A 24894-nucleotide genomic window follows, 5' to 3' on the forward strand; every position below is an offset into this window, starting at 1 on the left:
TGTGGGTGATGCTGAGGGGTTCGTTGTCGCCGCCGTTGGAGACCTGCTCATCGCGCGGGACTGTCCGCACGAGATATTCCGGCACGCGCGGGACCAGTTGGTCGAGGCCGACGTCACCTTCGGTCAGCTGGAGACCGCGTACTCCGACGAGGGGTCCCGGGGCTCCTCCGGGCCGCGCGGCGCCGTCCCGCACGACGTGTCGAACTATGCCGCGCTCCCGCACGCGGGCTTCGATGTCATCTCGATGGCGAGCAACCACACCGGCGACTGGGGCTCCGACGCGCTGCTCGACTGCATCGGGCGGCTCCGGCGCGACGGCATCACCGTGGTGGGTGCGGGAGCCGACATCGATGAGGCCCGGCGGCCGGGGATCGTCGAGCGCGACGGCACCCGGGTCGGCTTCCTGGCCTACTGTTCGGTCGCGCCGGACGGCTACTACGCCGGGCGGAACAAGCACGGGGTGGCGCCGATCCGGGCGATGACGCACTACGAACCGTACGAGCCCGATCAGCCCGGCGGCCCGGCCCTGATCTCCACGCACACCAACGACGCCGATCTGGCGGCGCTCACCGCGGACATCTCCCGGCTGCGGGAGGAGGTGGACGTGCTGCTCGTGTCGCTCCACTGGGGCCTGCACTTCCAGCGCTCGAAGCTCGCGGACTATCAGCCGGTGGTGGCCCATGCCGCGATCGAAGCCGGTGCGGACGCGGTGCTCGGGCATCATCCGCACATCCTCAAACCGGTCGAGATCTACCAGGGCAAGGCGATCTTCTACAGCCTCGGCAACTTCGCCCTCGACTTCAACGAGAGCTGGTGGAAGTCGTTCAGCCAGGAGTGGTTCACGGAGGCCCACCGGTTCCACCAGGAGCTGAACCCCGGCCGGGATCTGGCGGCGGAAGGGCGGAACTCGGCGATCGTCCGGCTGCACATCGCGGGCGGCGGCATCAGCCGGGTCGAGATCCTGCCCGTGGTGATCAATGAGGAGAACGAGCCGGTGCCGTACCCGGCGGATACGCCCGAGGGGCGTGCGGTCCGCGACTACCTGGCGGAGATCACGGCCGAGGCCGGGATGAACACGACCTTCGACGTGGTTGACGACAAGGTTCTGGTCCGCGTCTGACCGTTCCAGGTCAAGGGGTACGGATCGCTCCTGGTCTCGGTTGTCCGCGAACTGCACGCCACGCGTTTCTCCTGGCTTTTACGCAATAGGCTGGTAAAGATGGTTTTCATCCTATTTGCGGGTGTGGTTCGCTCGGAGGTGTCGAGCGGTGCGAAGATTCCGCCAGTCGGCAGGGCGTGCTGCCCGAGCGCGCTGGGCGAGAAAGACCGTCGGGGGTTGGTTCGCCCTCGCGGTGGCCATGACGGTCACCCAGGCGGTTGGTGCGGTGCCCGTGGTCGCGCAGCAGACGCCGGTCGCACAGTCCCCGACCGCTGCCGCATCGGATACCGTCCTCGCCTGGGGGGACAACTACTACGGCCAGGTGGGGGATGGGACCACCAACAACTACCGCACCGTACCCGTCCCCGTGGGCCTGCCCGCCGGTGCTGAGGTGACCGCTGTCGCGGGCGGTGATGCGCACAGTCTGGCGGTGACGTCGGCCGGCACCGTTCTCGCCTGGGGCAGGAACCGTGTTGGCCAGTTGGGCGACGGGAGCAACATCAATCGCAGCACTCCCGTTGACGTCCGCCTGCCGCCGGGCACCACGGTCACCGCCGTCGCCGCCGGCTTCAACCACAGTCTGGCGTTGACCTCGACCGGCACCGTCCTTGCCTGGGGTGACAATTCGACCGGTCAGCTGGGTGATGGGACTGCGACGAACCGCAGTACACCGGTGGCGGTGAGTTTCCCGCCCGGCACGGTGATCACCGCGGTCGCCGCCGGTGGCGTGCACAGTCTCGCGCTGACCTCGGCCGGCACCGTCTTCGCCTGGGGTGACAATTCCTCCGCTCAGCTGGGCGACGGGAGCACGATGAACCGCAGTACGCCGGTGTGGTGGGGTTGCCGGTGGGCACGATTGTTACCGCTATCGCCGGTGGTGGCTCGCACAGTCTGGCGGTGACCTCGGCGGGCAACGCCCGTGCCTGGGGCAACAACTTCGTAGGCCAGCTGGGCGACGGGAGCAATATCAACCGCGACGCCTCCGTTCACGTCCGCCTGCCCCCGGGCACCACGGTCACCGCCGTCGCCGGCGGCCTCACCCACAGTCTGGCGTTGACCTCGGTCGGCACTGTTCTCTCCTGGGGCAGCAACAACTGGGGTCAATTGGGTGATGGGACCGCCAGGGACCGGAACACGCCCGGCTCGGTGAGCCTGCCCCCCCGGCGTCACGATCACCGCGGTCACCGCCGGTGATCTCTTCGGCCTGGCGATCACCTCTGTCGGCACCGTCCTCGCCTGGGGCGGCAATATCGTCGGCCAGTTGGGTGACGGGACCACCACCGTTCGTCGGACGCCCGTCGCGGCCAGTCTGCCCACGGCAACCACGATCACCGCCATCTCCACCGGCAGTGTCCACAGTCTGGCCCTGGTCGCACCGCCACCAGCGTCCACCACCGCCCTGCAGGTCTCACCCCGAAACCCGGCAGCCGATCAGGACATCGCCCTCACCGCCACCGTCACCTGCACCACCGACACCCCCACCGGAAGCGTCACCTTCCGCAGCAACAGCACCGATCTCGCCACCGTGCCCCTGGGCAGCAGCAACACCGCCACCCACACCACCGCGCTCCCACCCGGCCCCCACACCCTCACCGCCCACTACGCCAGCACCAACACCTGCCCCAACAGCCAGTCCGAGGCCACCACCATCACCATCGACACCCCCACCGACCCGGACACTCCCACCGACCCGGACCTCCCCATCACCGGCCCCAACCTGCCCACCACCGTCGGCGTCGCCACCCTGCTCGTCCTCACCGGCGCCGCCCTCATCCAACTCGCCCGCCGACCCCGACGCGGACACCATCCCCCATGAGCCAGCAGGCGTGGCCCTGGGACCGCGCGGACCACCGGCCCGGGCTCAACAGCGGCGGAGGTCGCTGGCCGGGCCCGAAGGATGCCGCCATGCCGTTACTGAGCTGGCGTGAGCCGCTACCCTGGCGGCCGTGCCGAGTCCTGGTCGCAGGTACCTCTGGAGCGGGAAAGCCGAGCCTGGCGACGTTGCTCGCCGAGGCATGGCAGCTCCCTCGGGTGGAGCTGGACGCTTTGCACCACGGCGAGAACTGGGTGCCGCGCCCGAGCTTCGCTGACGACGTGAGCCGATTTGCCGCTGGGCCGCGCTGGGTGACCGAATGGCAGTACACCGCCAAGCTCGGCGACAAACTCTCCGGCAAAGCCGATCTGGTGGTGTGGCTGGACCATCCCCGGCAGTTGGTGATGCGGCAGGTGATCGCCCGCACCATGGCCCGTCGTTGGCGGCGCGAGGTGCTGTGGAACGGCAACGTCGAGCCGCCGCTGCGGACCGTCTTGACCGACCCCGATCACGTTATTCGATGGGCGTGGCGAAGGCGGAAAGGCCCGGGTGAGCGCGTAACCCAGCTCCTCCAACAACGTGGCCCAGCGGTCATGGTGGTGCGGTTGCGCGGTCGTCGACAGGTGCGGCAGTGGGCGTCCCGGGTCTTGCCCTTCGCGTTCCCGGCGGATGCCGCGCCGGCGGTGCTTCCCTCCAGCGCCGACGTTGGACTGTCAGCGCGGCAGGTCGTCGAGCCGGCGATCCCGGGAGCCGATGCCCAGATCGTCGGCGAGCTGGCCAAGAGTCCCACTGTGTTTCGACCTCCGGCGAGGGCGGAGAGCTTCGAACAAATCGATCACACCCACCAGGATGAGCACCAGGCCGAGTGGTCCACCTTGGAACCAAAACAACTTGCTGTCCGGCAAGAACAGTCTGAGCACCGCCCCGACAATGACCAACGCTAGGCCCAGGACCAGCTTGAACGCCATGCCGTAGCCTCTCTCGAAGAAGTGCAGATGCAGGTCTTCGCGTTGCGATGCCACGTACGGGTTGGGCTTGTGTTGCCGGTACGTGGCGTGGAATCCGAGGACCTCGTAGAAGTCGACAATGTCGTCGATGGCGGCGCAAGGCAACAGCGGGACGGTCGATTCGCCGGGATTCCGTTCTGGTCGTTCTTCGGCTTCAGGTCACTCGTCACTTATGTCTGCTTCGTTCGCTTATACCTTGCGGCAGGTGAGCTTTCGACAAGGCTGGGGTAGGGGTAAGTGGCAAGATTCTGGACCGGCAGAGTTGCGGATGTGAGGAGAAGGCGGGCCCGGCCCGCGAATCTGCGGGGGCTGTTCGCGGTGTCGCTGATGTTGGCGATCGTGCTGGGCATAACCGCGGTCGGCGCGGCGCGCGCGAGCGCGCGGGGCGGGCCGTCGGCGGCAGCCGGCCCTCCTGGTATCGGTCTGGCCTGGGGCGCCAACGGTTCCGGTCAGTTGGGCGATGGGACCACCGCCGACAGCAGTACCCCGGTTGCGGTGGACTTGCCGGCCGGCACCATGATCACCGCGCTTGCCGGCGGCGGCCTGCACAGTCTGGCGTTGACCTCCGCTGGCACCGTGCTGGCTTGGGGCGCCAACGGTTCCGGCCAGTTGGGTGATGGGACCACCACCAGTAGCAGTACCCCGGTTGCGGTGGATGTGCCAGTCGGCACCACGATCATCGGCATCGCCGCCGGCAACTCCCACAGCCTGGCCTTGACTTCCGCCGGCACTGTGCTGGCCTGGGGCTTCAACGACTTCGGTCAGTTGGGTGATGGGACCACCATCAGCAGCAGTACTCCGGTTGCGGTGGATGTGCCAGTCGGCACCACGATCATCGGCATCGCCGCCGGCAACTCCCACAGCCTGGCCTTGACTTCCGCCGGCACTGTGCTGGCCTGGGGCTTCAACGACTTCGGTCAGTTGGGTGATGGGACCACCATCAGCAGCAGTACTCCGGTTGCGGTGGATGTGCCAGTCGGCACCACGATCACCGCGCTTGCCGGCGGCGGCTTCCACAGTCTGGCGTTGACTTCCGCCGGCGCCGTGCTGGCTTGGGGCGCCAACGGTTCCGGTCAGTTGGGTGATGGGACCACCATCAGCAGCAGTACTCCGGTTGCGGTGGACTTGCCAGTCGGCACCACGATCACCGCCCTTGCCGGCGGCCGCTTCCACAGTCTGGCGGTGACCTCCGTCGGCACGGGGCTGGCCTGGGGCCTTAACGACTTGGGTCAGTTGGGTGATGGGACCACCATCAGCAGCAGTACTCCGGTTGCGGTGGATCTGCCGGCCGGCACCACGATCAGCGCCGTCGCCGCCGGCAACCGCCATAGTCTGGGGTTGACTTCCGCCGGCGCCGTGCTGGCCTGGGGCCTCAACGCCTTGGGCCAGTTGGGTGATGGGACCACCACCAACAGCAGCACCCCGGTTGCGGTGGATCTGCCGGCCGGCACCACGATCACCGCCGTCGCCGCCGGGGCCGCCCACAGTCTGGCGTTGACCTCCGCCGGCACCGTGCTGGCTTGGGGCGCCAACGGGTCCGGCCAGCTGGGTGATGGGACCACCGTCAACAGCAGCAGCCCGGTTGCGGTGGATGTGCCGGCCGGCAGCACGATCACCGCCGTCGCCGGCGGCGGCTTCCACAGTCTGGCTATCGTCCGGCCGACATCAACCACGACCTTGCAGGTGTCCCCACCGAACCCGAAACCGGATCAACCCGTCACTCTTACCGCTACCGTGACCTGCACCGCGAGCACTCCCACGGGGACCGTGACCTTCCTGGACGGCACGAAGGTCCTGGGCACTGAACATCTGTCCGGCAGCCCCACCGCCACCGCAACCCGTACGGTCAAACGTCTGACACCTGGCAAACACAGCATCCAGGCGCGCTACAACGGCGACGACCATTGCCCAGCCTCAACATCCAACCCCACGGCCGTCATGGTCCGAAAGCCCATCCTTCCAGTGACAGGTGTCAGTCTGCTTACCATCCTCACAGTCGGATTCCTGCTCACCCTCACCGGCGCGGCCCTGGTCGGGGTGCTCGGAAGAACCGTGACACCAGGGGCAAAAAGATGATCTAGATGTACGGACCGTCGGGGGCGGATTGGGGGCCCGGTGTCGGTCAGGGTATGCGTCGTCGGGACTGGGCGCTCTGCCAGTCGCGCAGCGCCCGCTTGATTCGGGTGTTCTCGTCGTGGAGCCGAGCTACCTCCTGCCGCAGAGTGGCCAACTCGTGCGCGACCCGGTGCAGGAAGTGCCGTACCTCCTGGGGGTCCAGGCCACGTCGGCCGAGGCCCACCGTGGCGAAGTTCCGTTCGCGGACGAGGCGGGGATGGAGTTGCTCGGTGCCGCCGTAGACGGTGCCGTGACGCATTGATCGGTTCCCTTCGTTGGCGTTGGAAGGGGCGGCCCTGGACGGAGGGGGGAGATTTCCGGCGCAGGGCCGCCCCGCCCGACGACCGCAGCCCTCCTCGGCGGTACGGCCACCGGGCTGCCGGTGGGTGGTGTCAGTTCGCAGCGAGGCAGGGTCGCGGGGGCCCGCCTTTCCGTGATAGGTATTCGTCAAGTCGGTCGGAGCCGTAATGCGCGCTTATCGCGGCTCCACGTTGAGGCCCGACGAGAGCCGGTATGCGTCTGCCACACGCCAGGCCGTCTCTCGTCACCTTCTCGGCTGTTGGCACAGCCGCGGTTGCTGTGCTTGCACCGGGCGTCCCCGGGGGCCGGTGATCACCCTCACCCGAAGGCCACATTTCCAGTGGCCTCGGTATTGGTGCAACGACACCAACGGATCCATTTCGGCAGGATGCGTGGAGAGGTGAGCATGGCCGTCAAAAGAGAAGCCTTCGTACGGACGCTTCGGGCACAGTGGCTCGGCCAACAGATGCGGGAGCTGCGCGAGCGACGTGGCCTGACGCTCAAGTACGTGGCCCAGTTCCTGGAGCGGGACTTCTCGTCGCTGGCACGGTACGAGCGAGCCGAGTGGCCTTTCCGTCGAGATCTTGTGGTGGAACTGTTGGATCTCTACGGGGTCTACGACGAGCGGGAACGAACCCGGATCATCCAGCTTGCACAGGACGCCTGGCGGGTTGACCGCTGGGATAACGACTTCGATCAGACGATCTATGACACGTCATTCATAGATTTTCCCTGGCTCGAGTCGAGAGCGGACCAAGTGTGCACCTACGCCTCCTTGCTCATACCCGGCCTACTGCAAACCAGGGACTACGCCGAGGCGGTGATCCGGAACGCCGAGGCCAGTTCTACCAGCGAGGTGCAGATCCGGAAGTGGGTTCAACTCCGGATGGACCGGCAGCGCCTGTTGGAACAGCCCACCGGCACACGACTCGCCGTGATCGTCGAGGAGTCGGCCCTACGGCGTCCGGTGATGAGCCGGCAGGTAATGGCGGCCCAGCTCGACCACCTGGTGCAGGCACTGAGAAAGCCGACGGTCGAGATTCGGGTCCTGTCCACAGCCCTCGGTCTGCACGCGGGCTTGGACGGCACGTTCTGGCTCTTCAAGATGCCTCCGCCCTACACCGACGTCGCGCATGCCGAGACGCTTGGCGGACGGCTCTTCATGGAGTCGGACAAGGCGCTGCGATATGTCCGCGCGTACGATCGCCTCCGGGAGGCCGCACTCACCGTGCGCGAGTCGGCGAGGCTGATTTCTGCACTTGCGGAGGAGTTGTCATGAGCGACACCATGCCCGACGTTGCTTGGCATATCAGCACCAGGAGCCCGGACCACGGCGGCAACTGCGTCGAGGCGGGGCCGTTGCTTGACGGGTCGGGTCGGGTGGCGGTGCGGCACAGCAAGGCCCCCGATGCGGCCACGATTATCTATACGGCCGAGGAGTGGGCGGCGTTCGTCGGGGGTGTGCGCGACGGCGAGTTCGACTTCGCCTAGCCCGTCGGCGAGCCGGACCGTGGGTTTGGTTGCCGGTGCCGGGTAGCGTCCACAGCAACGGGAGTGTCCGGTGGAGGTGGCGGCCGACCCGGCGCTGGTGGGAGACTTGCGACGGCCTCTCGACAGCATCCGGTACGGTGCACACCGTCACCGTCGGCTCCAGGAGAGTGCGACACCAGACCCAGCGGGAGTTCCGATGGTCTTCAAGAAAATGTTGAGCGCGTTAGGCGTAGGCGGACCCAGCGTGGACACCGTCCTCACGAACCCCAACACCCGGCCCGGCCTGGCCCTCGACGGCCAGGTCAACCTGATCGGCGGGGACTCGCCGGCGGCCATCGAGCAGATTGTCGTCGGCCTGGTCACCCGGGTCGAGATCGAGGGCCACGACACGGAGTACGCGGGGCTCATGGAGTTCCAGCGGATGCCGGTCTCCGGGCCGCTGCAACTGGCTCCCCAGCAGCAGCTGTCGATCCCGTTCCAGCTGCCGGTGCCGTGGGAGACCCCGATCACCGACGTGTACGGCCAGCGCCTGCACGGGATGACGATGGGGCTGCGGACCGAGCTGGCGATCGCCCGTGCCGTGGACAAGAGCGACCTGGACCAGGTCAATGTGCACCCGTTGCCGGTGCACGAGCGCATCCTGGAGGCCTTCACCCGGCTCGGCTTCCGGTTCAAGAACGCCGACCTGGAGCGCGGATCCCTCTACGGGGTGCAGCAGACGCTGCCGTTCTACCAGGAGATCGAGTTCTTCGCCTCCCCGCAGTACGCGCAGACGATCACCGAGGTGGAGCTCACGTTCGTCACCAACCCGCACGGTGTGGACGTGATCCTGGAGTGCGACAAGCGCGGCGGCTTCTTCACCTCCGGGCAGGATGTCTTCGGCCGCTACCAGGTCGCCCACCAGGACGCCGACCGGGTGGACTGGATGCAGGTGGTGGACGGGTGGCTGCGGGAGACGACCTCCCGCTACGGCAGCCTGCGGGCGCAGGGCTTCGGCGTTCCGCAGCAGCACGGCCAGCGGGGGATGGGCATGGGCGGAGTGATCGCCGGTGCTGCCCTCGGTGTGGCCGGCGGCATGATCGCCGGTGAGATGATCGAGGACGCGGTCGAAGGGGACTTCGCCGAGGACTTCGGCTTCGACGAGTAGGCAGACCTCGAAAGTCATCCAGACAGAGGGTGCCCGCCGGGACGTAGATCCCGGAGGGCACCCTCCGTCGTTGTCGGGCTAACGCCGGGCCATGCCCCGCTCATCAGTGAGCCGCCGGTCCGAGCCGGCCTTCGCCAACCCCCGACTGATCAGGTACGCGGCGGTCAGGGCGGAGAGGAACCACCACGCCAAGATCGGGTCGTTGATGTTCAACCCGTTGGTGCCCGACCCACGCCAGAAGGCGGAGATCACCACCAGGGTGACCGCGCCGGCGTAGATCCAGAACTCGGTGGTCAGGAACGAGTTCTTCGTCTCCGTGTCCGGAGCCGACATCTGCTCCCGGTGCCCGTTGTCCATCGCCCGCATCGGCCGAGTCGGGGCGTCCTGCAAGCGGTCCCGGTTCTGGAACTCCGACATGCGCTCCCGGCTCTGGGCCTCCGCCGGGGGTCGGTTCCTCGGCCTGGTGGATGCAGCCTCTGTGCTCATCTGGTCCTCCTCGGATTTGATGAGTACCTGAGATCCCTCGCCCCGCTACCGCGTCTCGGCCACGGCACGGTTCGTGGCGGGGGCACCCCGGGTTTACCCGACCGGCCGGGGGCAGTAAACCCCGCCCCGGCCGGCCCGGCGGGTTTGGCCGGCCCGGAGGCGGGAACCCAAGGAGACTTCCGACGAGTCTGCGAGGTGATGCGACGTGCGCACCGACGACACACGGAACGAGGCCGCCCGGCGGGCCGAGGAGCGGATCGCCGGCGACCGGTACGGCGAGGGCGTCCTGGACGAGGTGACCGTGCCGCAGACCGACGTACAGCGGGTCATTCAGGACGAGGACCCGGGCGACCCGGCGCACAGCCGGATCGACCCGCAGGTGCTGCGCGACGGTGGTCCGACCCGGGGCCAAGGCGCGATCACGACGACCGGCGGGACCGCCGGCCCGGCCAGTGTTCGCCGGGTGGCCCGGCAACCGGAACGGCACCGGGGCCGGGTCGCCCCGACCACGACGGGGGACGCCACCACCGGCGGCCTCAGCACCCCGACCGCCGGCTCCACGAGCGACGCGGCCGGTCCCGGCGTACACGTCGCGAACCTCTCCGACGACTGACAGCACGCCGACCCGCACGCCCCGACGGCCTGGCCCGGTTCGGGCCAGGCCGTCGGTCGGCGTTCGGGCTATCGACGGTCTGGACGGCGGTCAGGAGGTGGGGCGCAGAATCGTCAGGCGTTGGGTGGCGCGGGTCAGCGCCACATACAGGTCGTTACGACCGCGCGGGGACTCCGCGACGATCCCGTCGGGGTCGACCACCAGGACCGCGTCGAACTCCAACCCCTTGGCCTGGGCGACGGTGAGCAGGACGGTACGGCTCTTCAGGTCGGGTTGCTCACCAATGGTGGCCTCCGGAATGGCATCAGCCAGGGCGGGACCCAGGTCGGCGATGCGGGCGGCCGGCACGATCACCCCGAGCCGGCCGTCGGTGCGGGTCGCCGCCATAGCGGTCGCCGTGTCCACCAGCTCCGCCGCCAGCCGCTGCGGCGCCACCGCCCGATCGGTCGGCGGCACACCGGTGGACCGTACCGACCGGGGTGGGCGCAGCGTCGGGTCGATCTGGGCGAGCACCTCCGCGGCGACCGCCATGATCTCGGCGGGGGTGCGGTAGCTGACCGCCAGCTCCGTCAGCCGCCAACGCTGCGCCACGTACGGCTCGAGGGCGTCAGCCCAGGACGCGGTGCCCGCCAACGCGCCGGTCTGCGCCACATCGCCGACGATGGTCATCGATCGGCTGGGGCAGCGGCGCAGCAGCAGCCGCCAGGCCATCGGCGACAGCTCCTGCGCCTCATCCACGATGATGTGGCCGAACGCCCAGCTCCGGTCGGCGGCGGCCCGCTGTGCGGTGGTCAGCCGGTCCCCCTCCTCCTGCCGCTCCACCAGCCGGTCGGCGTCGAGCAGGTCGGTGACGCCGAGGATCTCACCTCCGTCCGCCTCGTCCTCCACGTCGATCGACCGGGACCCCCGGGCGATCTCCAGCACCCCCTCGGCGTACTCCCGCTGCAGGGTCCGCAGTCGCTCCCGGCGGGCGGCGGCGGCGCGGTCATCCTCGCCGAGCAGCTCGGCCGCCTCGTCCAGCAGCGGCACGTCGGCCGGTGTCCAACCACCCGGCTGGCGGTGCAGCAGGCCCTGCTCGGCCTCGGTCAGCATGGGCGCGGCGGTGGCGATCCGCGCCGGGTCGGCGTACAGGTCGGCGAGCAACTGCTGTGGGGTGAGCAGCGGCCACAGCTGGTCCAGCGCCGCCCGCACCTCCGGGTCGTCCCGCAGCTCCCGCCGGATCTCGGCGCGGTCGGCCTCCTCGAGCAGGTTCTCCCCACCCAGCGGGTCGGCGCCGATGCGCTCGGCGACCTGCGCGGCGAGCGCGTGCACGACCTCGACATCGAAGACCGCCCGGGCGAGATTGTGTGGCCGGCCGGACCGGCGGGCCCGGTCCCGGGCGGCCCGGACGGTCTCCGGGTGCAGCTGCAGGATCTCCCGCTGCGGCTGCTCGATCTCCAGCGGTTCGTCCGGCACCCACTGCCGGTCCCGGACCGCGGCGGCGAGGACATCCACCAGCACCGCGCGGCCCTTCAGCGCGGCGGTCTCGGCCGCCTCGGTGCGGCGCGCGGTGACCCCGGGGAAGAGATCAGCCTGGGTACGCAGCAGCACACCGGTCTCGGCGAGGGCGGGCAGCACCTGGGAGATGTAGCGCAGGAAGGTCGCGTTCGGCCCGACCAGCAGCACGCCCCGGGTGGCGAGTTCCCGCCGGTGCGTGTAGAGCAGGTAGGCCGCCCGGTGCAGCGCCACCGCGGTCTTGCCGGTGCCCGGACCGCCCTGCACCACCAGCGTGCCCGGCAGCTCGGCCCGGATGACCGTGTCCTGCTCCGCCTGGATGGTCTCGACGATGTCCCGCATTCGGCCGGTGCGGCCGGCGGTGAGGGCCGCGAGTAGCGCCGCCTCGCCGGTCAGCTCCTCGTGCGCGGTGGGGGAGGCGGCAGCCAGGTCGAGCACCTCGTCGTTGAGGCCGGTGACCTTGCGTTGCCGGGTCCGCAGGTGCCGTCGTCGGTGGACGCCCTGCGGGTTGGCGGCGGTGGCGAGGTAGAAGGCGCGCGCCGCCGGGGCGCGCCAGTCGATCAGCAGCGGGTCGTAGTCGCCGGCGGTGTCGAAGATTCCGATCCGGCCGATGTAGTGCCGGCCGCCGTCGTCGGTGTCCAGTCGGCCGAAGCACAGGCCCTGCTCGACCGCCGAGTACTGCTCCACCTGCTCGCCGTACATCCGTACCGCGCTGTCGCGTTGGGAGCGGGCCTGGAGGGTGCCACCGGTCGCCCGGAGCTGTTCGGCCAGCCGGTGGGTGGCCTGCTCCCGTAGCGCGTCCAGCCGGCCGTAGAGCATCGAGACGTACTCCTGCTCCTGGCCGAGTTCGTCGTCTATCGGCGAATCGCCGGGACCGCCGGAGTGCTGTGAAACGCCGGAGTTACTTGACAAGCCATCTCGCAATTCGCTACCCTTGCCCGAAGGAACGGCTGCGTGCCGTTCTTTTTTGTTCCCTGAACTGGTCAGGATACCGGGCGGCGTGACCGCCGGGGGTGCCCATGGCGATTCGGTGGCAGAGCCGGGCGTGGGTAACGCCCCCGAGGTGTGGGCAAACAACCCCGGGCCCCGCGCGTGCGGGCCCCGGGGTTGTCGGCGGACGAAGCGTCAGCCCCGAGCCACCTCGTACAGTCGCTCCGGGGAGACCGCCCCCACGATCAGCCGGCCGTCGTCGGTGAGCAGCGCCGTGACCAGCTCGCTGCGGAACAGTCGACCGCTGCCCCAGTCACCCTGGACCGCCGGCAACTGTCCGGCGAGCAGGTCCAGGTCGGGCGCCTCCTCGGCGGCACCGGTGGGACGCACCGCCTCGTCGACCTCCACGACCACCACCGTGGCCCAGCCCGTGCCGACGGTACGCAGGTCGGGCTGCCCACTGTCGTTGGCCGCTCCCGGCCGTTCGGGGTGCTTTGGCTGTTCGGGGTGCTCGGGGTGCGCCCAGCCCTGCTGCTCGGTGACCTGAACACCCGGCGGCGGGTTGAAGGTGAACTGGTCGGCATCCGGTCGGGCATAGTCGATCTGGGTGAACGCCAGCTCGAACGCCGGGGGATCACCGGCCTCGGCGAAGACCTCGAACCGCAGTGGCAGGTGCTCGGTCGCGTCGATGGCGATCCGGACCTGGTGCACCAGGGAGGCGGCGTCCCGGGGCTCGAGCACCAGCTCATAGGCGTCCCGCCCGGCGACCGTGGCCGACCGCCCGACGCTCACCTCGGTCGTCGGATCAACCGCGGCGAGGGCCTGCGCGGCGGCCTCCTGCGGCGTCGCCGGCACCTCTGGTGGGTTCGCCGCCTCCTCGCCCTCGGGCAGCACCCGGTGGGTAGCCGTGTTCGTTTGGCTGTTCCACAGCCACACGTCCCGCCCGCTGCGGATGTAGTCCCGCTGCCCGAGCGTGTCCACGAACGCGATCCGCTGCTGGTCCGGCCCGGAGTGCCAGACCCGCAACGTGTGGGAGCCGGTCAGCAGACTGGCCGGACCGTTCTCGGCGAGCAACCCGGCGATCGGCGGTAGACCGAGGTCGGCCCGCTGCACGACGGTGCCGGACAGACCCTCGAAGCGGGCGGTCTGGAGATCGACCAAAAGCTGGGCGGCGGATCGGGGCGGCAGGCTCGGCTCGGCTTCGGCAGCGAAACGGCCCAGCGCGGCGCCGCCGCCGATGACGGTCACGACGGCGGCCACCGGGACCAGCCACCGTAGGGCGGGACGGCTTGTCAGAACGGACATCGGGCACCTCCTGCCGACCATCCTGCCGAACGCACCCTGTGCGGACGCTGAGGACGGCGTTTCCGGCGCGCGTGGCCCGGTGGCACTCTTGACCCCGTGCGACTGCTGGTGGTGGAGGACGAGGCGCGGCTGGCGGCCGCCCTGCAGCGGGGGCTTCAGGCCGAGGGGTTCGTGGTGGACGTGGCCTCGACCGGGCCGGGCGGGCTGGCGGCGGCCCGGCACGGCGACTACGACGCGATGGTCCTCGACGTGATGCTGCCCGGCCTCTCCGGCTACGAGGTCGTCCGCCAACTGCGGGCCGAACGGTGCTGGCTGCCGGTGCTCATGCTCTCCGCCAAGGACGGCGAGTACGACCAGGCCGACGGGCTGGACTGCGGGGCCGACGACTACCTCACCAAGCCCTTCTCGTACGTGGTGCTGCTGGCCCGGCTGCGCGCCCTGCTGCGCCGCGGCGCGCCGGAGCGGCCGGCCGTGCTGGCCGTGGGGGACCTACGGCTGGACCCGGCCCGGCGGCGGGTGACCCGCGGCGGCGTCGAGGTCACCCTGACCGGCCGGGAGTACGCCCTGCTCGACTACCTGATGCGCCGCCCCGGCACAGTGGTCTCCAAAATCGAACTCCTGGACCACGTCTGGGACGCCAGCATCGAGACCGCCCCGAACGCGGTGGAGGTGTACGTGGGCTACCTGCGGCGCAAGCTCGGCCGAGACCGCCTGGAGACCGTCCGCGGGGCCGGCTACCGCCTCGTCACCGCATGACCGAACCCGCCGCCCCCGCCGATCGCCCCCGCCCCGGCGCCGGCCCCCCACCCGACGCCGCGCGAGGGGCGCGCGGACGACGGCCCTGGACCCCCCTCGGCCTCCGCGGACGGCTGATGGCGATCGGCCTACTCGGCGTGTCGGCGGGGCTCGCCGTCGGCGGCCTGGTGCTACTGGCCGTGCTCAACTGGACTTTGCACCGCAACGTCGACACGGAGGCGCTGCGCACCGCCGACGCCATCGCACTGCTGGCCGCCGAAGACGCCCTACCCGACCCCCTGCCCGTCGCCGGCAGTCAGGTACGGGTACAGGTGATCGACACAGCGGGACGGGTCCGCGCCGCCTCCATCGACGCCGACCGGCTGGTGCCGATGGTCCGGCCGGACCAGGTCGACCGCACCGCCCGAGCCGGCATCACCGTGCCGGGGCAACGGATGGGGCTGACCGGACCGATGCGGGTGGTGGCCGTCCCGGCCGGCACCGACGGCGACCCGCTCACCGTGCTGGTCGCCCGCTCGCTGGTGGACGTGCGGCAGAGTATCCACGTCGTCCAGACCATCCTGCTGGTCAGCTTTCCGCCGCTGGTGGGTCTGCTCGCCCTCGTGGCCTGGCGGGCCGTCGGTGCGACGCTGCGCCCGGTGGAGGCGCTGCGCCGGGGCGCCGAGGAGATCACCGGTCGGGACGGGCGCGGCCGGCTACCCGTACCGGCGTCGCAGGACGAGATCCACCGGCTCGCGGTGACCCTCAACAACATGCTGGATCGGCTGCGCGCCAGCCGGGACCGGGAGCGGGCGTTCGTCGCCGACGCCGCGCACGAACTGCGCAGCCCGCTGACCAACCTACGGACCGAACTCGAGGTCGCGCAGCGGCTGGGGGAGCGGACCGACTGGCCCGCCGTCTCGGTGGACCTGCTGGCCGACACCGAACGGCTCGGCCGGCTCGTCGACGACCTGCTGCTGCTCGCCCGCCTCGACGAGGCCCCGCCCGCCCGCGGCACCGGGCCGGTCGACCTGGGCGCCCTGCTGGCCGAGGTGGCCGCGCGCTACCCGGCCAGGAGCGTCCACGTGGCACCGTCGGTGTCGCCGCTCTGGGCGGTCGGCGACCCGGAGGAACTGCGCCGGGTGCTGGTCAACCTGGTCGACAACGCGATACGGCACGCCCGCAGTCGGGTGCTGCTCGGCGCAGAGCCGGACGGGCCCGCGTACCACCGGGTGACGGTGACCGACGACGGGCCCGGCATCCCGGCGGCGGACCGGGAACGGGTCTTCGGCCGGTTTACCCGGCTGGATGCCGCCCGCGACCGGGACGCCGGCGGCGCCGGCCTCGGACTCGCCATCGTGCGCGAGCTGGTGCGGCGGGCCGGCGGTCGGGTCGACCTCGCTGACGCCGACCCGCCGCCGGGCCTGCGCGTCCGGGTGACGCTGCCCGCGCTGTCCCCCGAGTAGCGGACGTGGCGTCAACCGCGGTTGGTGCAGACCTCCTCGGACCGGGCGATCGTCTCCGTCGACCACACCACCGCCACGGCGAAGCAGTAGTCGTCGCCACCGTTGAGCCCGTACACGACGAATTCGGTGCTGCCGGCGGGCAGGTTGGCGAAGACGGTCTGCGACTCGCCGGGCTGGCCTCCCGAGACCACCACCGGGCCCGTGCCTCCCTCCGGGTAGGTCCAGCGCAGGGCGACGTTGTCCCGGTTGTCGGTCAGGGTCACCGCTTCAGGCGGAGCGCCCGCCGGTGTGGCCGGAGAGTCGGTTGGGGGTTTCGTCGCCGGCGGCGGCGAACCGTCGAACTGGGAAACCCCAGCGATCACCGCGGCCGTCCCCAGCAGCACCACCACCACACCCACCACGAGTGGCAGCCGGTGCCGGGACGGCCGGGTGGCGCGCGGCACCGGCACCGGCAACAGCCGCGACGGCTCGTCCGTCGGCGCGTCAGGCAGCCCGTGGGGTTCGATCCGGCGGACCCCGTCGGCCTCCTCCAGGTGGGTCAGGGGCAACACCGCTGGGGGTACGGCGGCACCCCACTGTTCGGTCGACGACTCGCGCCACCACGGGTCGTACTCGCCCCCGCTGCCCGGTGAATCCGGTGGAAAGGGCTCGGGTGGCTGGTGGAACGCGGCACTCTCCAGCGGTAGCCGGGGCGTCGGGACCGCCGGCGGCGGCGAGTACCCGGCCGCGGGATGCTCCTCGGCCACCGGCCGGTCCGGCTCTGGCGGAAAGTACAGGTCGGTTGGTTGATACCCGGGCTGCGATGGGTGCTGCGGCCCGTCCTCAGCCAGCGGTGCGACGTCGGGGAGTGGCCGGTCGTCGGGGAACGGCCCGTCTCCCGGTGACGGTCGGTCCTCGGGGAGGATCGGCCCGTCTCCCGGCGGGGGCGTTCGAGCCGCCGGCACGATCGGGGCTTCCCGCCCGTGGGGTGCGCAGCGGTGCTCCGGATCGGCGTCGGCCCGGCCCAGCGCAGCCACCTGCCCCGCCAGGGGATCCTCCGCGGCCAGGTGCTGGCGGCACAACCCCTCGGCCAGCGCCAGGCTCTCCTGCGCCGAACCGACCAGCCCGCAGTCGCGCTGCATCGCGCCGAGCCGGGCGAGCATCTTGATGCCGCTGGGATGCCCGTCGCCGTACACCTCGCGGTGCAACTCCCAGGCGTCGGCGAGCCGGTCGCGGGCTACCTGGCACTGGCCGCGGGCGTACTCCAGCGTGGCCAGATCGGCGTGCGCGGCGAGAACGCGAAGCGACTCCGGACCGTCCAAGGCGGTCAGCTCGATAATCACCTCCTGGTAGATCCGGGCCGCTCGGGACCAACTACCGACCCGGTGCAGCACTGCGGCCAGGGTGGCGGCAGCCGCGACGGTCCGTTCGTCCGAACGGCCGTGCAGGTGATTGCTGGCCGCGTACGCGTAGGCGGCCCAACCCCGCGCGGCTTGCGGATCGCCGAGCCCCACCAGCACCCGCGCCTGCAGGCTCGCCAACTCGGCTAACTCGGCGCTGGCGTTGGTGGGCCGTGGATCGGCGTCGGCCAGCGCATCGGAGAGGAGCCGTTGGGCGCCGGCGAGATCGCCGGTAGCCACCAGCTGATGCGCGTGGTCAGTCAGTTCACCGAAGCCAGAAGGCACGCCCCATCGTGCTTAACCAGCAACGGTATGTACAAGCCCCGCGCCGGTCGGGTTTCCCCGCGCTGCTTTTGTCGGCCCCGCCGCCCCCGGCCCATCCCGGTACGGTAGAACCGATGACGTGATGGACGGGGTGGTACGGGAACTGCTCGGCCGGCAGCTCGAAGCGTGGTTGCCCCGGGCGGTTGCGCGGGGGCGGCCCAGCGTCGTGGCGCTCGCCTACGGGCCGGGGGCCCTGCTCGCAGCCACCGACTCCGCCGAAGCGGTCCTCGGTGTGCTCGCCGAGCGTGCCGGCCAGCTTCGCGGGCGGCAGCTCACCGTGCTGGTGCTCGCCGACGGAAGTGAGGAGCTCCCCGCCCGGCTGGGCGCGATCGAGGCGACCCTGCCGGCGGAGGTAGCCGTACACCTGGTGCCCGGCGGGCCCGCCCGGCTGCCGGTCGCGGTGAAGGCGGCCGGCGCCACGGGGGCGCCGCTGCTGTCGTACCTGGACGGGGCCGGCGCCACCGACCCCGCCGTGCTGGCCGCCAGCGCTGCCGGCCGCCCCGCCGAGCTCCTGCTGGTCACCGAGGCGAAGCCCACGCCTGCTGCCTCCGCGGCTGCCGGCGCTGCGGCTGCTGGCCCTGGCGGCTCGGTGCGGGCCGGGCTCGCCGATGCCGGGTTCCCCCTCACCACCCAGGTTGACCTGGTCGCGGTGGACGGGTCACTCGCGCGGCGGCTCGCCTTCGGCACCGGCCACGACCGGAGCCTGGAGGCGTTCAAGGAAAACCTGTGGGCGGTGGACGACGACACCGCGGTTCGCTACCGGGACCCCGCCGACCCGAGCGGGCTGCTGCTCGACATCGCACCCGACCCCGAGTCGCTGGGCCGGGAGCTCCTCGCCGAGCTGGCCCGCTCCGGCCCCCGTACCGTCACCGAACTGCGCCGACACGCGCTGACCGCGACCGCGTACCGGTCAGTCGACGTGCAGCGGGCGCTCACCGGGCTGCTGCGGTGCGGCGCCGCCGTGCGCGACCCCGAGCACGGTCGGCTCGGGGGTGACGTGGTCATCGCTGTGGCCCGGCATCCATAGCTGACCGCCGCCAGCATCGGCGGGCGGACGCGGCCGTACCAGGGGCGAAACGTCCCGGGCAGGCCGGGACGGCGCCGACTCCGGTACGGCCGCTGTCGGTTTGGCCGCTACCGGTTCGGTCGGCGAGAAGTAGTCGGCGGGGTACTCGCGAGCGGCGCGGAACGCACCCGGGCTGACCCCGACCTCTCGGACAAAGAACCGGCCGAAGTTGGTCGGTTCGGCGAACCCGAGCCGCTGCCCGACTCGCGCCACCGGCTCGTCGGTCGCCGCGAGTAGGCGGCGGGCCTGCAACGCCACCCGATCGTCCACCACCTGCTTCGCACTGCGACCGGTGACCGCCAGGCAGGCACGGGTCAGGGTACGAACCGAGCAGCCCACCCGGTCGGCGTAGTCCTTCACCCGGCGGCTGTGCTGACAGCCCTGCTCCAACTCGCAGAGCAGTCGGAAGGTGCCGGTCTCGGTACGCGACGCCGATCGTGACGCGGGCTGATCCCCTCGACTGGAGTCCGACAGCAGGGCCAGCCGAAGCAGCAACGCCGCCAACTGGTGGCGGAGCAGAGCGGCGGGCTCCCCGTGATGCCGTTCGTAGTCCAGCGCGAGCTGATGGACCCCGGTACTGATGGCCGCCCCGTCCGCACCGGTCAGCTCAAGCCAGGCCGGAGCCGTCTCGGGGCCAACGTCGAAGCCGTGCAGCGCGGCCGAGGCCCAGTGCACCACGATCGCACCCAGGTTGGGTGGCCCACACCGAAGCACCTGGCCGGCCCGGACCCGCAGCAGGGTGCCCGGGTGGCAGGGCAAGGGGTGGAAGTCCACCTCAGCGTTGCCCTGCCCCGCGATGACCAGTATGAGCAGGTCCTCCGCCAGCAGGATCGGATGCCGCCACGCCGGATCGGCCACTAGGCCACCGAAGCCGAGCGCCGCGCTCACGGCGGCGTCCGGGAAGCGATGAACAGCAGAGAACATCACCTGCGACGGTAGCCCCGTACGCCGATTCCCGCATCACCGTCATCGCCGCGCGGCCCCCCGTGCTGCGGGGCGGGCCGGTATCGACGGACTCCCGGTATGGGAGCCGCCCCGACTCCGCCGATCCGAGCGGGCGGCGGGGTTGTGGGGGCTGGGCGAGGCGATTACGTTACCGAACGGTAGGGGTGAATGGCGAAGGGGTGGGCATGACGGATCTTTTCTCGGTTTCTGGCAAGACCGTCCTGGTCACCGGCGGTTCACGCGGGATCGGCCGGATGATCGCCGAAGGTTTCGTACGGGCTGGCGCCAAGGTGATCATCGCTGCCCGGAAGGCGGACGTCTGCACGGCGGTCGCCGCTGAGCTGTCGACGCTGGGAGAGTGCACGGCGTTCCCCGTCGACCTCAGCAGCGACGCTGGCGCCGAGGCGCTCGCCGCCGCCGTGCGTGAGCGGCACGACCGACTCGACGTACTGGTCAACAATGCGGGTGCCACCTGGGGTGCACCACTTGAGGCCTATCCGGAGAGCGCATTCGACAAGCTCTGGGCGGTCAACGTCAAGGCTGTCTTCCGGCTCACCACCGCGCTGCTGCCCGTACTGCGTGCGGCGGGCACCGCGGACGAGCCCGCCCGAGTCATCAACATCGGCTCGGTGGACGGGATTCGGGTTCCGTTGATGGAGGTGTACGCGTACTCCGCCACGAAGGCAGCCGTGCACATGCTGACCCGCAGCCTTGCCCACCAACTTGCCGCCGAACACATCACCGTCAACGCGATCGCCCCGGGCCCGTTCGAGAGTAAAATGATGGCCTTTGCCCTGGATGACCCCGCCTCCCGGGCCGCCATCGAGAAGCAGGTGCCGCTGGGCCGCATCGGCCGGCCCGAGGATATGGCGGGTACCGCGATCTATCTGTCGTCGCGGGCTGGCGCATACCTGACCGGCGCGGTCATTCCGGTCGATGGTGGCATCACTACCCACGGCTGAGCCCGGTCTAAGCCGGCGGTTGGCGTCTCCCGTACTGACTGACCGGGTGGGGCCGGGGGCGCGCGGACTCGGCAGCTCCGCGCGGCCCCGGCTGGCCGGTCACCAGACTCCGGTCCTATCGATCTAGATTCCGGTCCTTTCGATCTCAGCGTCCGGCGAGCAGCCGGTTCACCGCCGTGTCGACGTCCAGGTGCTCGGCCTCGCGGCCACGCGCGACGACGACGTAGGTCCGCCGCAGGAAGCGCACCAAGACGCTCCGCGGCACCTCAAACAGGGCGTTACCGTCCGGGGACGACAACGCCAGGGCGACGAAGTCCCCGCGCGGGGTGGCCCAGGGCCAGACCCGCACATCGCCGATGCCGGCCGGCTCATCGAGGCCGGTCACCAGCAGTTCCCGTGCGAACGACCAGCTGACCGCCTCGCCACCGGCCGATTCCGCATGGAATAGGACATGGACCGCATACGGGTCAGCAGGGTCGTAGCGCAGACTGGCGCGCACCGGCAAGGCCGTGGCGTCAGGTGCTACGAGCCTTAGCGACGTCTCGACCTCTACGGTCGTCGGTCGGATGACACTCATGGACGTTCTCCCCCCGGCACCGCTGCGGAACGCGCGTGTCCCGCTTTTCCCATACTCAGGTGCTGCCCCTAGCTACGCTCCGCCATACGCTGACTTCACCCAGTGGTGGGAAGGTCTTCGGAGTGTCCTCCAGAATGTGAAAGTTCCTGTAGGATTTCCGGTTTCGCCCGTCCGCGGTGCCGCTTGGCATCAGGTGCTTCAGTCGTCGACTTACTCCGGTAACGTCCAGTCCACGGTCGCAGTGACGGGCGCGCGCCACACTGGGGGGAGGAAATGTGGCAGAGCGATCCTCAGTGGATCGGGTCACGCCGTCGGGTCGGCCGATCGTCGCGACCCAGGCGGCCGAACGGCGGGGGTACGGGGTGTCGAACGAGCAGCGGAGTAAGCCGGGTCGATCCGGCTCGGACATGGGTGCGCCGGCAGCGGGGGCGGCGCTGGTCGACACCCGGGGAGGGCGGCCGCGGTGGCGCCAGCGAGTCTCGACCACCCTCGCGCTGATTCGGGCCAACCCCACCGGTCGACTTGCCCTGAAGGTCTTTGTCGCGATCACTGGGGCTGTCGTGGTGACCGTCGGAATCGCGCTGATCCCGCTGCCGGGCCCCGGCTGGTTGCTGGTGATCGCCGGCCTCGGGATCTGGGCGGTGGAGTTCCACTGGGCGCGGCGGTTGCTCACCTTTACCCGCCGGCACGTCTACAGCTGGACCAGCTGGGTCACCCGTCAGTCGCTCTCGGTGAGGTTCGTTATCGGTTCGGTCGGTCTCGTCTTCGTGTCGACCGTCGTGTGGCTGTCGCTCAAGTACAGCGTCGGCATCGACGTGGTGGCCTGGGTGCTGGATCGCTTCTAGGTGGGCTGAGCCTCGGTTTTGGGTCGACATCAGCGATCAGGTAGAGTCATCCGAGCCAACGGGCGATTAGCTCAGCGGGAGAGCGCTTCGTTCACACCGAAGAGGTCACTGGTTCGATCCCAGTATCGCCCACCGTAGATATAGGCAGGCAAGAGGGCCGGTTGGAGAGCTCCAACCGGCCCTCTTGCTATCTGGTGGTAGAGATCATGAGTCGCCTGTGAGTCGACGCCGCTGAGCCCCTGGTGGCCGACCGTCTGTGAGTCCAGCCTTGTAGCCGGTCTCGAAGCCCTGGAGCAACGCATCCTCCAGTTCGGCGGCAAGCTGTTCGCGAAGGTGAACCTCCAACAGGTGCCGCTGATCGACGGTCGCCGTCCGCCTGCGGGCGTTTGCCCGGGAGAGTTCGCCCAGGACGAATTCCTGGCGCCGCACCTCCAGGTCGTGGCCCGTCACCTCGATGACGCCCCAGCAGTGCCGGACTTCGTTCCGGAGCCGCCGAACCTCCTCCCTGAGCCGCTGATTCTCCTTCTGGTACAGGCGTTCGCGCTTGCTGGTCATGGCGCGCTGGTAGGCGGCGGTGGCGGCGTGTGCCGCGCGGGCGACCAGCGGTACGGGTGGGCGGCGGTGTGAGTTGAAGGGGTAGGCCATGGCGTTGTCGATAACCTCCGCAGGTTGCCGGACAGGAAACGCGCTAGTCGAACATATGTGCCAACGGGAGGGGAAGGGGTTCCCGCGGCGTGTCGTGAATGAGGGCTGGGATAGGGGTGGTGGTGCGCGACGGGCCACGCCAGCCTGTGGCAGCCCGTCACCAATTGATCACTCGGCCGGTCAATTTTAATAGCAGATCCACAATCGACAGGCAATAACTACGAGCGGGATTCGCGTCTTTTGCGGCTAGATGAATGTCCGACACGCATTAACTGCGGCGAAATCGGCTAGCTTTAGGAGCGCGGATGTACGGGAATGCGTACAGTGCGACGCGCCCGAGGCGACCACGCGGCCGGATGACGGCGTGACATGCAGGCGAAGAGTGCTGGCAGCTGCGAGCGGACAGCCCTGGCCCTTGACGTCAAGGCAGTGCTGCAACCACGCTGACGGCGTCGCAATTCTTCGCAACGAGCATGACAGGGGACGATCATGCGCTTAACGTTCATGGGCAAGGACCCGAAGTCGAATCCCACAGGCTCGCCCACCGTGTACCGCACCGACCGAGGAAGCTGGGTCGTTCAGGGGTGGATCGTCGAGGACCCAGTGGCGTTGGAGCAGATGGACATTCCGGAGGGGGAAACGTGCGTGGAGATCCCGGATCGGATGCTCCAGTTCTTCAGGCAGGACAACCGTGACCTCGATCAGTAGCGACGAGTTCGACCGCCTGCTGCGGACCTTCGAGCACGAGTCGAGTCACCTGGAGACCCGGGACTCCTACGGAACCTCGGTTGAACTGCCGTACATGGCCAAGTGGGCGGCCGGAGAGCCCGACGACCTTGCCTGGTTGGACGACTGGTGCGCGACCCTGCGTCAGCATGTAGCGGCCGGCAGAACAGCCCGCCGAGCGCGGATTGTCTCCGAGCCCCTTAGCGACTATCAGCGCTGGTCGTACAGCATCGCCCACCCGATGGTCGACGCGGGCGAAGACATTCGCTGGATTCCCCGGCGCCTCGTGTCGTCCATCGGCATTCCCGGTAACGACTTCTACCTGTTCGATGACCGCCTGGTGGTCTTCCTGATCTACAGCGGCGATGGGCTGAACGCCGCCTACGAGACGTCAACCGATCCAGCGGACATCAAGCTGTGTCGCACGTCGTTTGACGCCGTGTGGAAGGTGGCCGTACCTCACCATGGCTACCAACCCGCCTAGCGCCGCTCAGCAGGCACAAGAGGCGCTGGGTGTTCGCCTGCGTGAGCTCCGCAAGGATGCGGGGCTCACCGGGCGGGCACTCGCCGCCGCCACAGGCCAGCACTTCACCCGGGTCAGCAAAATCGAGCACGGGGTGCAGCCCCCAACCGACCATGACATTCGGACCTGGTGTCAGGCGTGCGGCGCGGACGACCAGGCCGACGACCTGATCGCCACCTTGCGGGCGGTTGAATCCGCCTACCTGGAGTTCCGGCGGCAGGCCCGAGCGGGCATGAAGCGGGTTCTCGGAGCGCACACGGTGGCGCGGTACGAGCAGACCACCCAGTTCCGCATCTATGAGCACAACGTCATCCCCGGCCTGTTCCAGACCGCCGACTACGCCGCCGCCATGCTGTCATTTTGGATCGGCATCCTCTCGACCCCCAATGACCTTGACGAGGCCATCGCCGTCCGCATGGAACGCCAGCGTGTGATCTACCAGCGGGGCAAGAGGTTCGTCGTCATCCTGGAGGAACAGGCACTGCGAACGTGGTTCGGGTCGGCGGATACCCAGGCCGGACAGCTCGACCGGCTGCTTGCGGTGATGTCCCTGCCAAACGTATCGGTGGGGATCATCCCGATGATGATCGAACGCCCGGCAGTAGCGTCCGCTGGCTTCTGGATGTTCGACAACTCGCTTGTCGCGCTGGAGACGCCCACCGCCAGCCTCGAAGTCACCCGCTCGCAGGAAATTGACCTCTATAGCCAGATGTTCGAGCGACTTCAGGCGAGCGCCCTCTACGGAGCTCCCGCCCGCGCGTTGGTCATCACCGTGCTATCCCAGCTCGACGAACGCAACTAGTCGCAACATCGTTGAGCACCAACCTGCACGATTCGTAGC

The 24894-nt window shown here is 69.7% G+C and carries 23 protein-coding genes, 1 tRNA gene and 2 pseudogenes; 16 read left to right on the plus strand and 10 right to left on the minus strand.

The window, feature by feature from the left end; genetic code table 11:
- Window position 1: 1 nt before the first annotated feature.
- Together K228_RS0113350 and K228_RS25600 are read left to right on the plus strand one after the other, a co-directional pair.
- Window positions 2–1120 carry a CapA family protein gene (locus K228_RS0113350; protein ID WP_025618891.1) on the plus strand — a complete coding sequence of 373 codons (1119 nt, stop codon included), beginning with the start codon at window positions 2–4 and terminating at the stop codon, window positions 1118–1120.
- 148 nt (window positions 1121–1268) lie between these two features.
- A pseudogene (locus K228_RS25600) lies at window positions 1269–2975 on the plus strand (RCC1 domain-containing protein).
- 710 nt (window positions 2976–3685) lie between these two features.
- Here the strand turns inward: K228_RS25600 and K228_RS29520 are convergent.
- Entirely contained in the window at window positions 3686–3940 is a 255-nt protein-coding gene (locus K228_RS29520) for a hypothetical protein (protein WP_080671599.1), read from the minus strand.
- Window positions 3941–3952: 12 nt separating this feature from the next.
- A pseudogene (locus K228_RS30175) lies at window positions 3953–4087 on the minus strand (VOC family protein); the annotation flags it as partial.
- 129 nt (window positions 4088–4216) lie between these two features.
- Between K228_RS30175 and K228_RS0113365 the strand changes: the two are divergent.
- The gene (locus K228_RS0113365) at window positions 4217–6055 is read left to right on the plus strand and encodes an RCC1 domain-containing protein (RefSeq protein ID WP_025618892.1); all 1839 of its coding nucleotides are present in this window, start codon (window positions 4217–4219) and stop codon (window positions 6053–6055) included.
- 46 nt (window positions 6056–6101) lie between these two features.
- Here the strand turns inward: K228_RS0113365 and K228_RS0113370 are convergent, their stop codons facing one another.
- Entirely contained in the window at window positions 6102–6353 is a 252-nt protein-coding gene (locus K228_RS0113370; protein WP_025618893.1) for a DivIVA domain-containing protein, read from the minus strand.
- Between the two features lie 447 nt (window positions 6354–6800).
- On the opposite strand from K228_RS0113370, the gene K228_RS0113375 reads away from it, so the two are divergent.
- The 3 genes from K228_RS0113375 to K228_RS0113385 all read left to right on the plus strand — a co-directional run bounded on the left by K228_RS0113375 (window position 6801) and on the right by K228_RS0113385 (window position 9032).
- Window positions 6801–7673 (plus strand): helix-turn-helix domain-containing protein, encoded by an 873-nt coding sequence (locus tag K228_RS0113375; RefSeq protein ID WP_025618894.1) that lies wholly within the window; start codon window positions 6801–6803, stop codon window positions 7671–7673.
- Entirely contained in the window at window positions 7670–7885 is a 216-nt protein-coding gene (locus K228_RS0113380) for a DUF397 domain-containing protein (RefSeq protein WP_025618895.1), read from the plus strand. The genes K228_RS0113375 and K228_RS0113380 overlap by 4 nt, the downstream gene beginning before the upstream one ends.
- Before the next feature lie 70 nt (window positions 7886–7955).
- Window positions 7956–9032: a sporulation protein gene (locus K228_RS0113385; protein WP_188116199.1), complete on the plus strand. Its 1077-nt coding sequence runs from the start codon at window positions 7956–7958 to the stop codon at window positions 9030–9032.
- A gap of 78 nt (window positions 9033–9110) precedes the next feature.
- Here the strand turns inward: K228_RS0113385 and K228_RS0113390 are convergent, their stop codons facing one another.
- A complete protein-coding gene (locus tag K228_RS0113390) occupies window positions 9111–9449 on the minus strand; it encodes a hypothetical protein (RefSeq protein ID WP_080671595.1) in 339 nt (112 codons plus the stop codon).
- A 274-nt stretch (window positions 9450–9723) separates the two neighbouring features.
- Here K228_RS0113390 and K228_RS0113395 point away from each other — a divergent pair, with 274 nt between their 5' ends.
- On the plus strand, window positions 9724–10131 hold the full coding sequence (locus K228_RS0113395; protein WP_025618898.1) for a hypothetical protein: 408 nt from the start codon (window positions 9724–9726) through the stop codon (window positions 10129–10131).
- A gap of 90 nt (window positions 10132–10221) precedes the next feature.
- Here the strand turns inward: K228_RS0113395 and K228_RS0113400 are convergent, their stop codons facing one another.
- Together K228_RS0113400 and K228_RS0113405 are read right to left on the minus strand one after the other, a co-directional pair.
- Window positions 10222–12444: a HelD family protein gene (locus tag K228_RS0113400; RefSeq protein ID WP_188116201.1), complete on the minus strand. Its 2223-nt coding sequence runs from the start codon at window positions 12442–12444 to the stop codon at window positions 10222–10224.
- A gap of 306 nt (window positions 12445–12750) precedes the next feature.
- Window positions 12751–13860, minus strand: a complete 1110-nt coding sequence (locus K228_RS0113405) for a LolA family protein (protein WP_025618901.1) — start codon at window positions 13858–13860, stop codon at window positions 12751–12753.
- A 96-nt stretch (window positions 13861–13956) separates the two neighbouring features.
- On the opposite strand from K228_RS0113405, the gene K228_RS0113410 reads away from it, so the two are divergent.
- Together K228_RS0113410 and K228_RS0113415 are read left to right on the plus strand one after the other, a co-directional pair.
- Complete coding sequence (locus K228_RS0113410) at window positions 13957–14616, plus strand: response regulator transcription factor (RefSeq protein ID WP_025618902.1); 660 nt, start codon at window positions 13957–13959, stop codon at window positions 14614–14616.
- Between the two features lie 116 nt (window positions 14617–14732).
- Window positions 14733–16061: a sensor histidine kinase gene (locus tag K228_RS0113415; RefSeq protein WP_025618903.1), complete on the plus strand. Its 1329-nt coding sequence runs from the start codon at window positions 14733–14735 to the stop codon at window positions 16059–16061.
- A gap of 11 nt (window positions 16062–16072) precedes the next feature.
- Here K228_RS0113415 and K228_RS0113420 read toward each other — a convergent pair whose 3' ends face one another.
- Complete coding sequence (locus tag K228_RS0113420) at window positions 16073–17725, minus strand: tetratricopeptide repeat protein (RefSeq protein ID WP_025618904.1); 1653 nt, start codon at window positions 17723–17725, stop codon at window positions 16073–16075.
- A gap of 121 nt (window positions 17726–17846) precedes the next feature.
- Between K228_RS0113420 and K228_RS28315 the strand changes: the two genes are divergently transcribed.
- A complete protein-coding gene (locus K228_RS28315; RefSeq protein WP_025618905.1) occupies window positions 17847–18791 on the plus strand; it encodes a hypothetical protein in 945 nt (314 codons plus the stop codon).
- Here the strand turns inward: K228_RS28315 and K228_RS27120 are convergent.
- Complete coding sequence (locus K228_RS27120; RefSeq protein WP_025618906.1) at window positions 18675–19754, minus strand: helix-turn-helix transcriptional regulator; 1080 nt, start codon at window positions 19752–19754, stop codon at window positions 18675–18677. The genes K228_RS28315 and K228_RS27120 overlap by 117 nt on opposite strands.
- Window positions 19755–19960: 206 nt before the next feature.
- Here K228_RS27120 and K228_RS0113435 point away from each other — a divergent pair, with 206 nt between their 5' ends.
- Window positions 19961–20737 (plus strand): RhlG family 3-oxoacyl-ACP reductase, encoded by a 777-nt coding sequence (locus K228_RS0113435; protein ID WP_025618907.1) that lies wholly within the window; start codon window positions 19961–19963, stop codon window positions 20735–20737.
- Window positions 20738–20882: 145 nt separating this feature from the next.
- Here the strand turns inward: K228_RS0113435 and K228_RS0113440 are convergent, their stop codons facing one another.
- A complete protein-coding gene (locus K228_RS0113440; protein ID WP_011905498.1) occupies window positions 20883–21314 on the minus strand; it encodes an SsgA family sporulation/cell division regulator in 432 nt (143 codons plus the stop codon).
- A 293-nt stretch (window positions 21315–21607) separates the two neighbouring features.
- Here K228_RS0113440 and K228_RS0113445 point away from each other — a divergent pair, with 293 nt between their 5' ends.
- Window positions 21608–22159, plus strand: coding sequence for a TIGR02611 family protein (locus K228_RS0113445; protein WP_025618908.1), 552 nt, complete (start codon window positions 21608–21610; stop codon window positions 22157–22159).
- Window positions 22160–22219: 60 nt separating this feature from the next.
- A tRNA-Val gene (locus K228_RS0113450) sits at window positions 22220–22291 on the plus strand.
- Window positions 22292–22363: 72 nt separating this feature from the next.
- On the opposite strand, the gene K228_RS0113455 is transcribed toward K228_RS0113450, so the two are convergent.
- Entirely contained in the window at window positions 22364–22804 is a 441-nt protein-coding gene (locus tag K228_RS0113455; protein ID WP_050580985.1) for a hypothetical protein, read from the minus strand.
- Between the two features lie 489 nt (window positions 22805–23293).
- Here K228_RS0113455 and K228_RS25615 point away from each other — a divergent pair, with 489 nt between their 5' ends.
- From K228_RS25615 to K228_RS0113470, 3 genes are read left to right on the plus strand one after another with little or no spacing between them, the layout of a single operon-like run.
- Entirely contained in the window at window positions 23294–23512 is a 219-nt protein-coding gene (locus tag K228_RS25615; protein WP_018251893.1) for a hypothetical protein, read from the plus strand.
- A complete protein-coding gene (locus K228_RS0113465; RefSeq protein WP_025618910.1) occupies window positions 23496–24014 on the plus strand; it encodes a DUF6879 family protein in 519 nt (172 codons plus the stop codon). Before K228_RS25615 ends, K228_RS0113465 begins: the two co-directional genes overlap by 17 nt.
- Window positions 23995–24855 carry a helix-turn-helix domain-containing protein gene (locus K228_RS0113470; protein ID WP_025618911.1) on the plus strand — a complete coding sequence of 287 codons (861 nt, stop codon included), beginning with the start codon at window positions 23995–23997 and terminating at the stop codon, window positions 24853–24855. The genes K228_RS0113465 and K228_RS0113470 overlap by 20 nt, the downstream gene beginning before the upstream one ends.
- Window positions 24856–24894: the final 39 nt, after the last annotated feature.

This window comes from Salinispora cortesiana (assembly GCF_000484695.1).
In the GTDB taxonomy this organism is placed as follows: Bacteria; Actinomycetota; Actinomycetes; order Mycobacteriales; family Micromonosporaceae; genus Micromonospora; species Micromonospora cortesiana.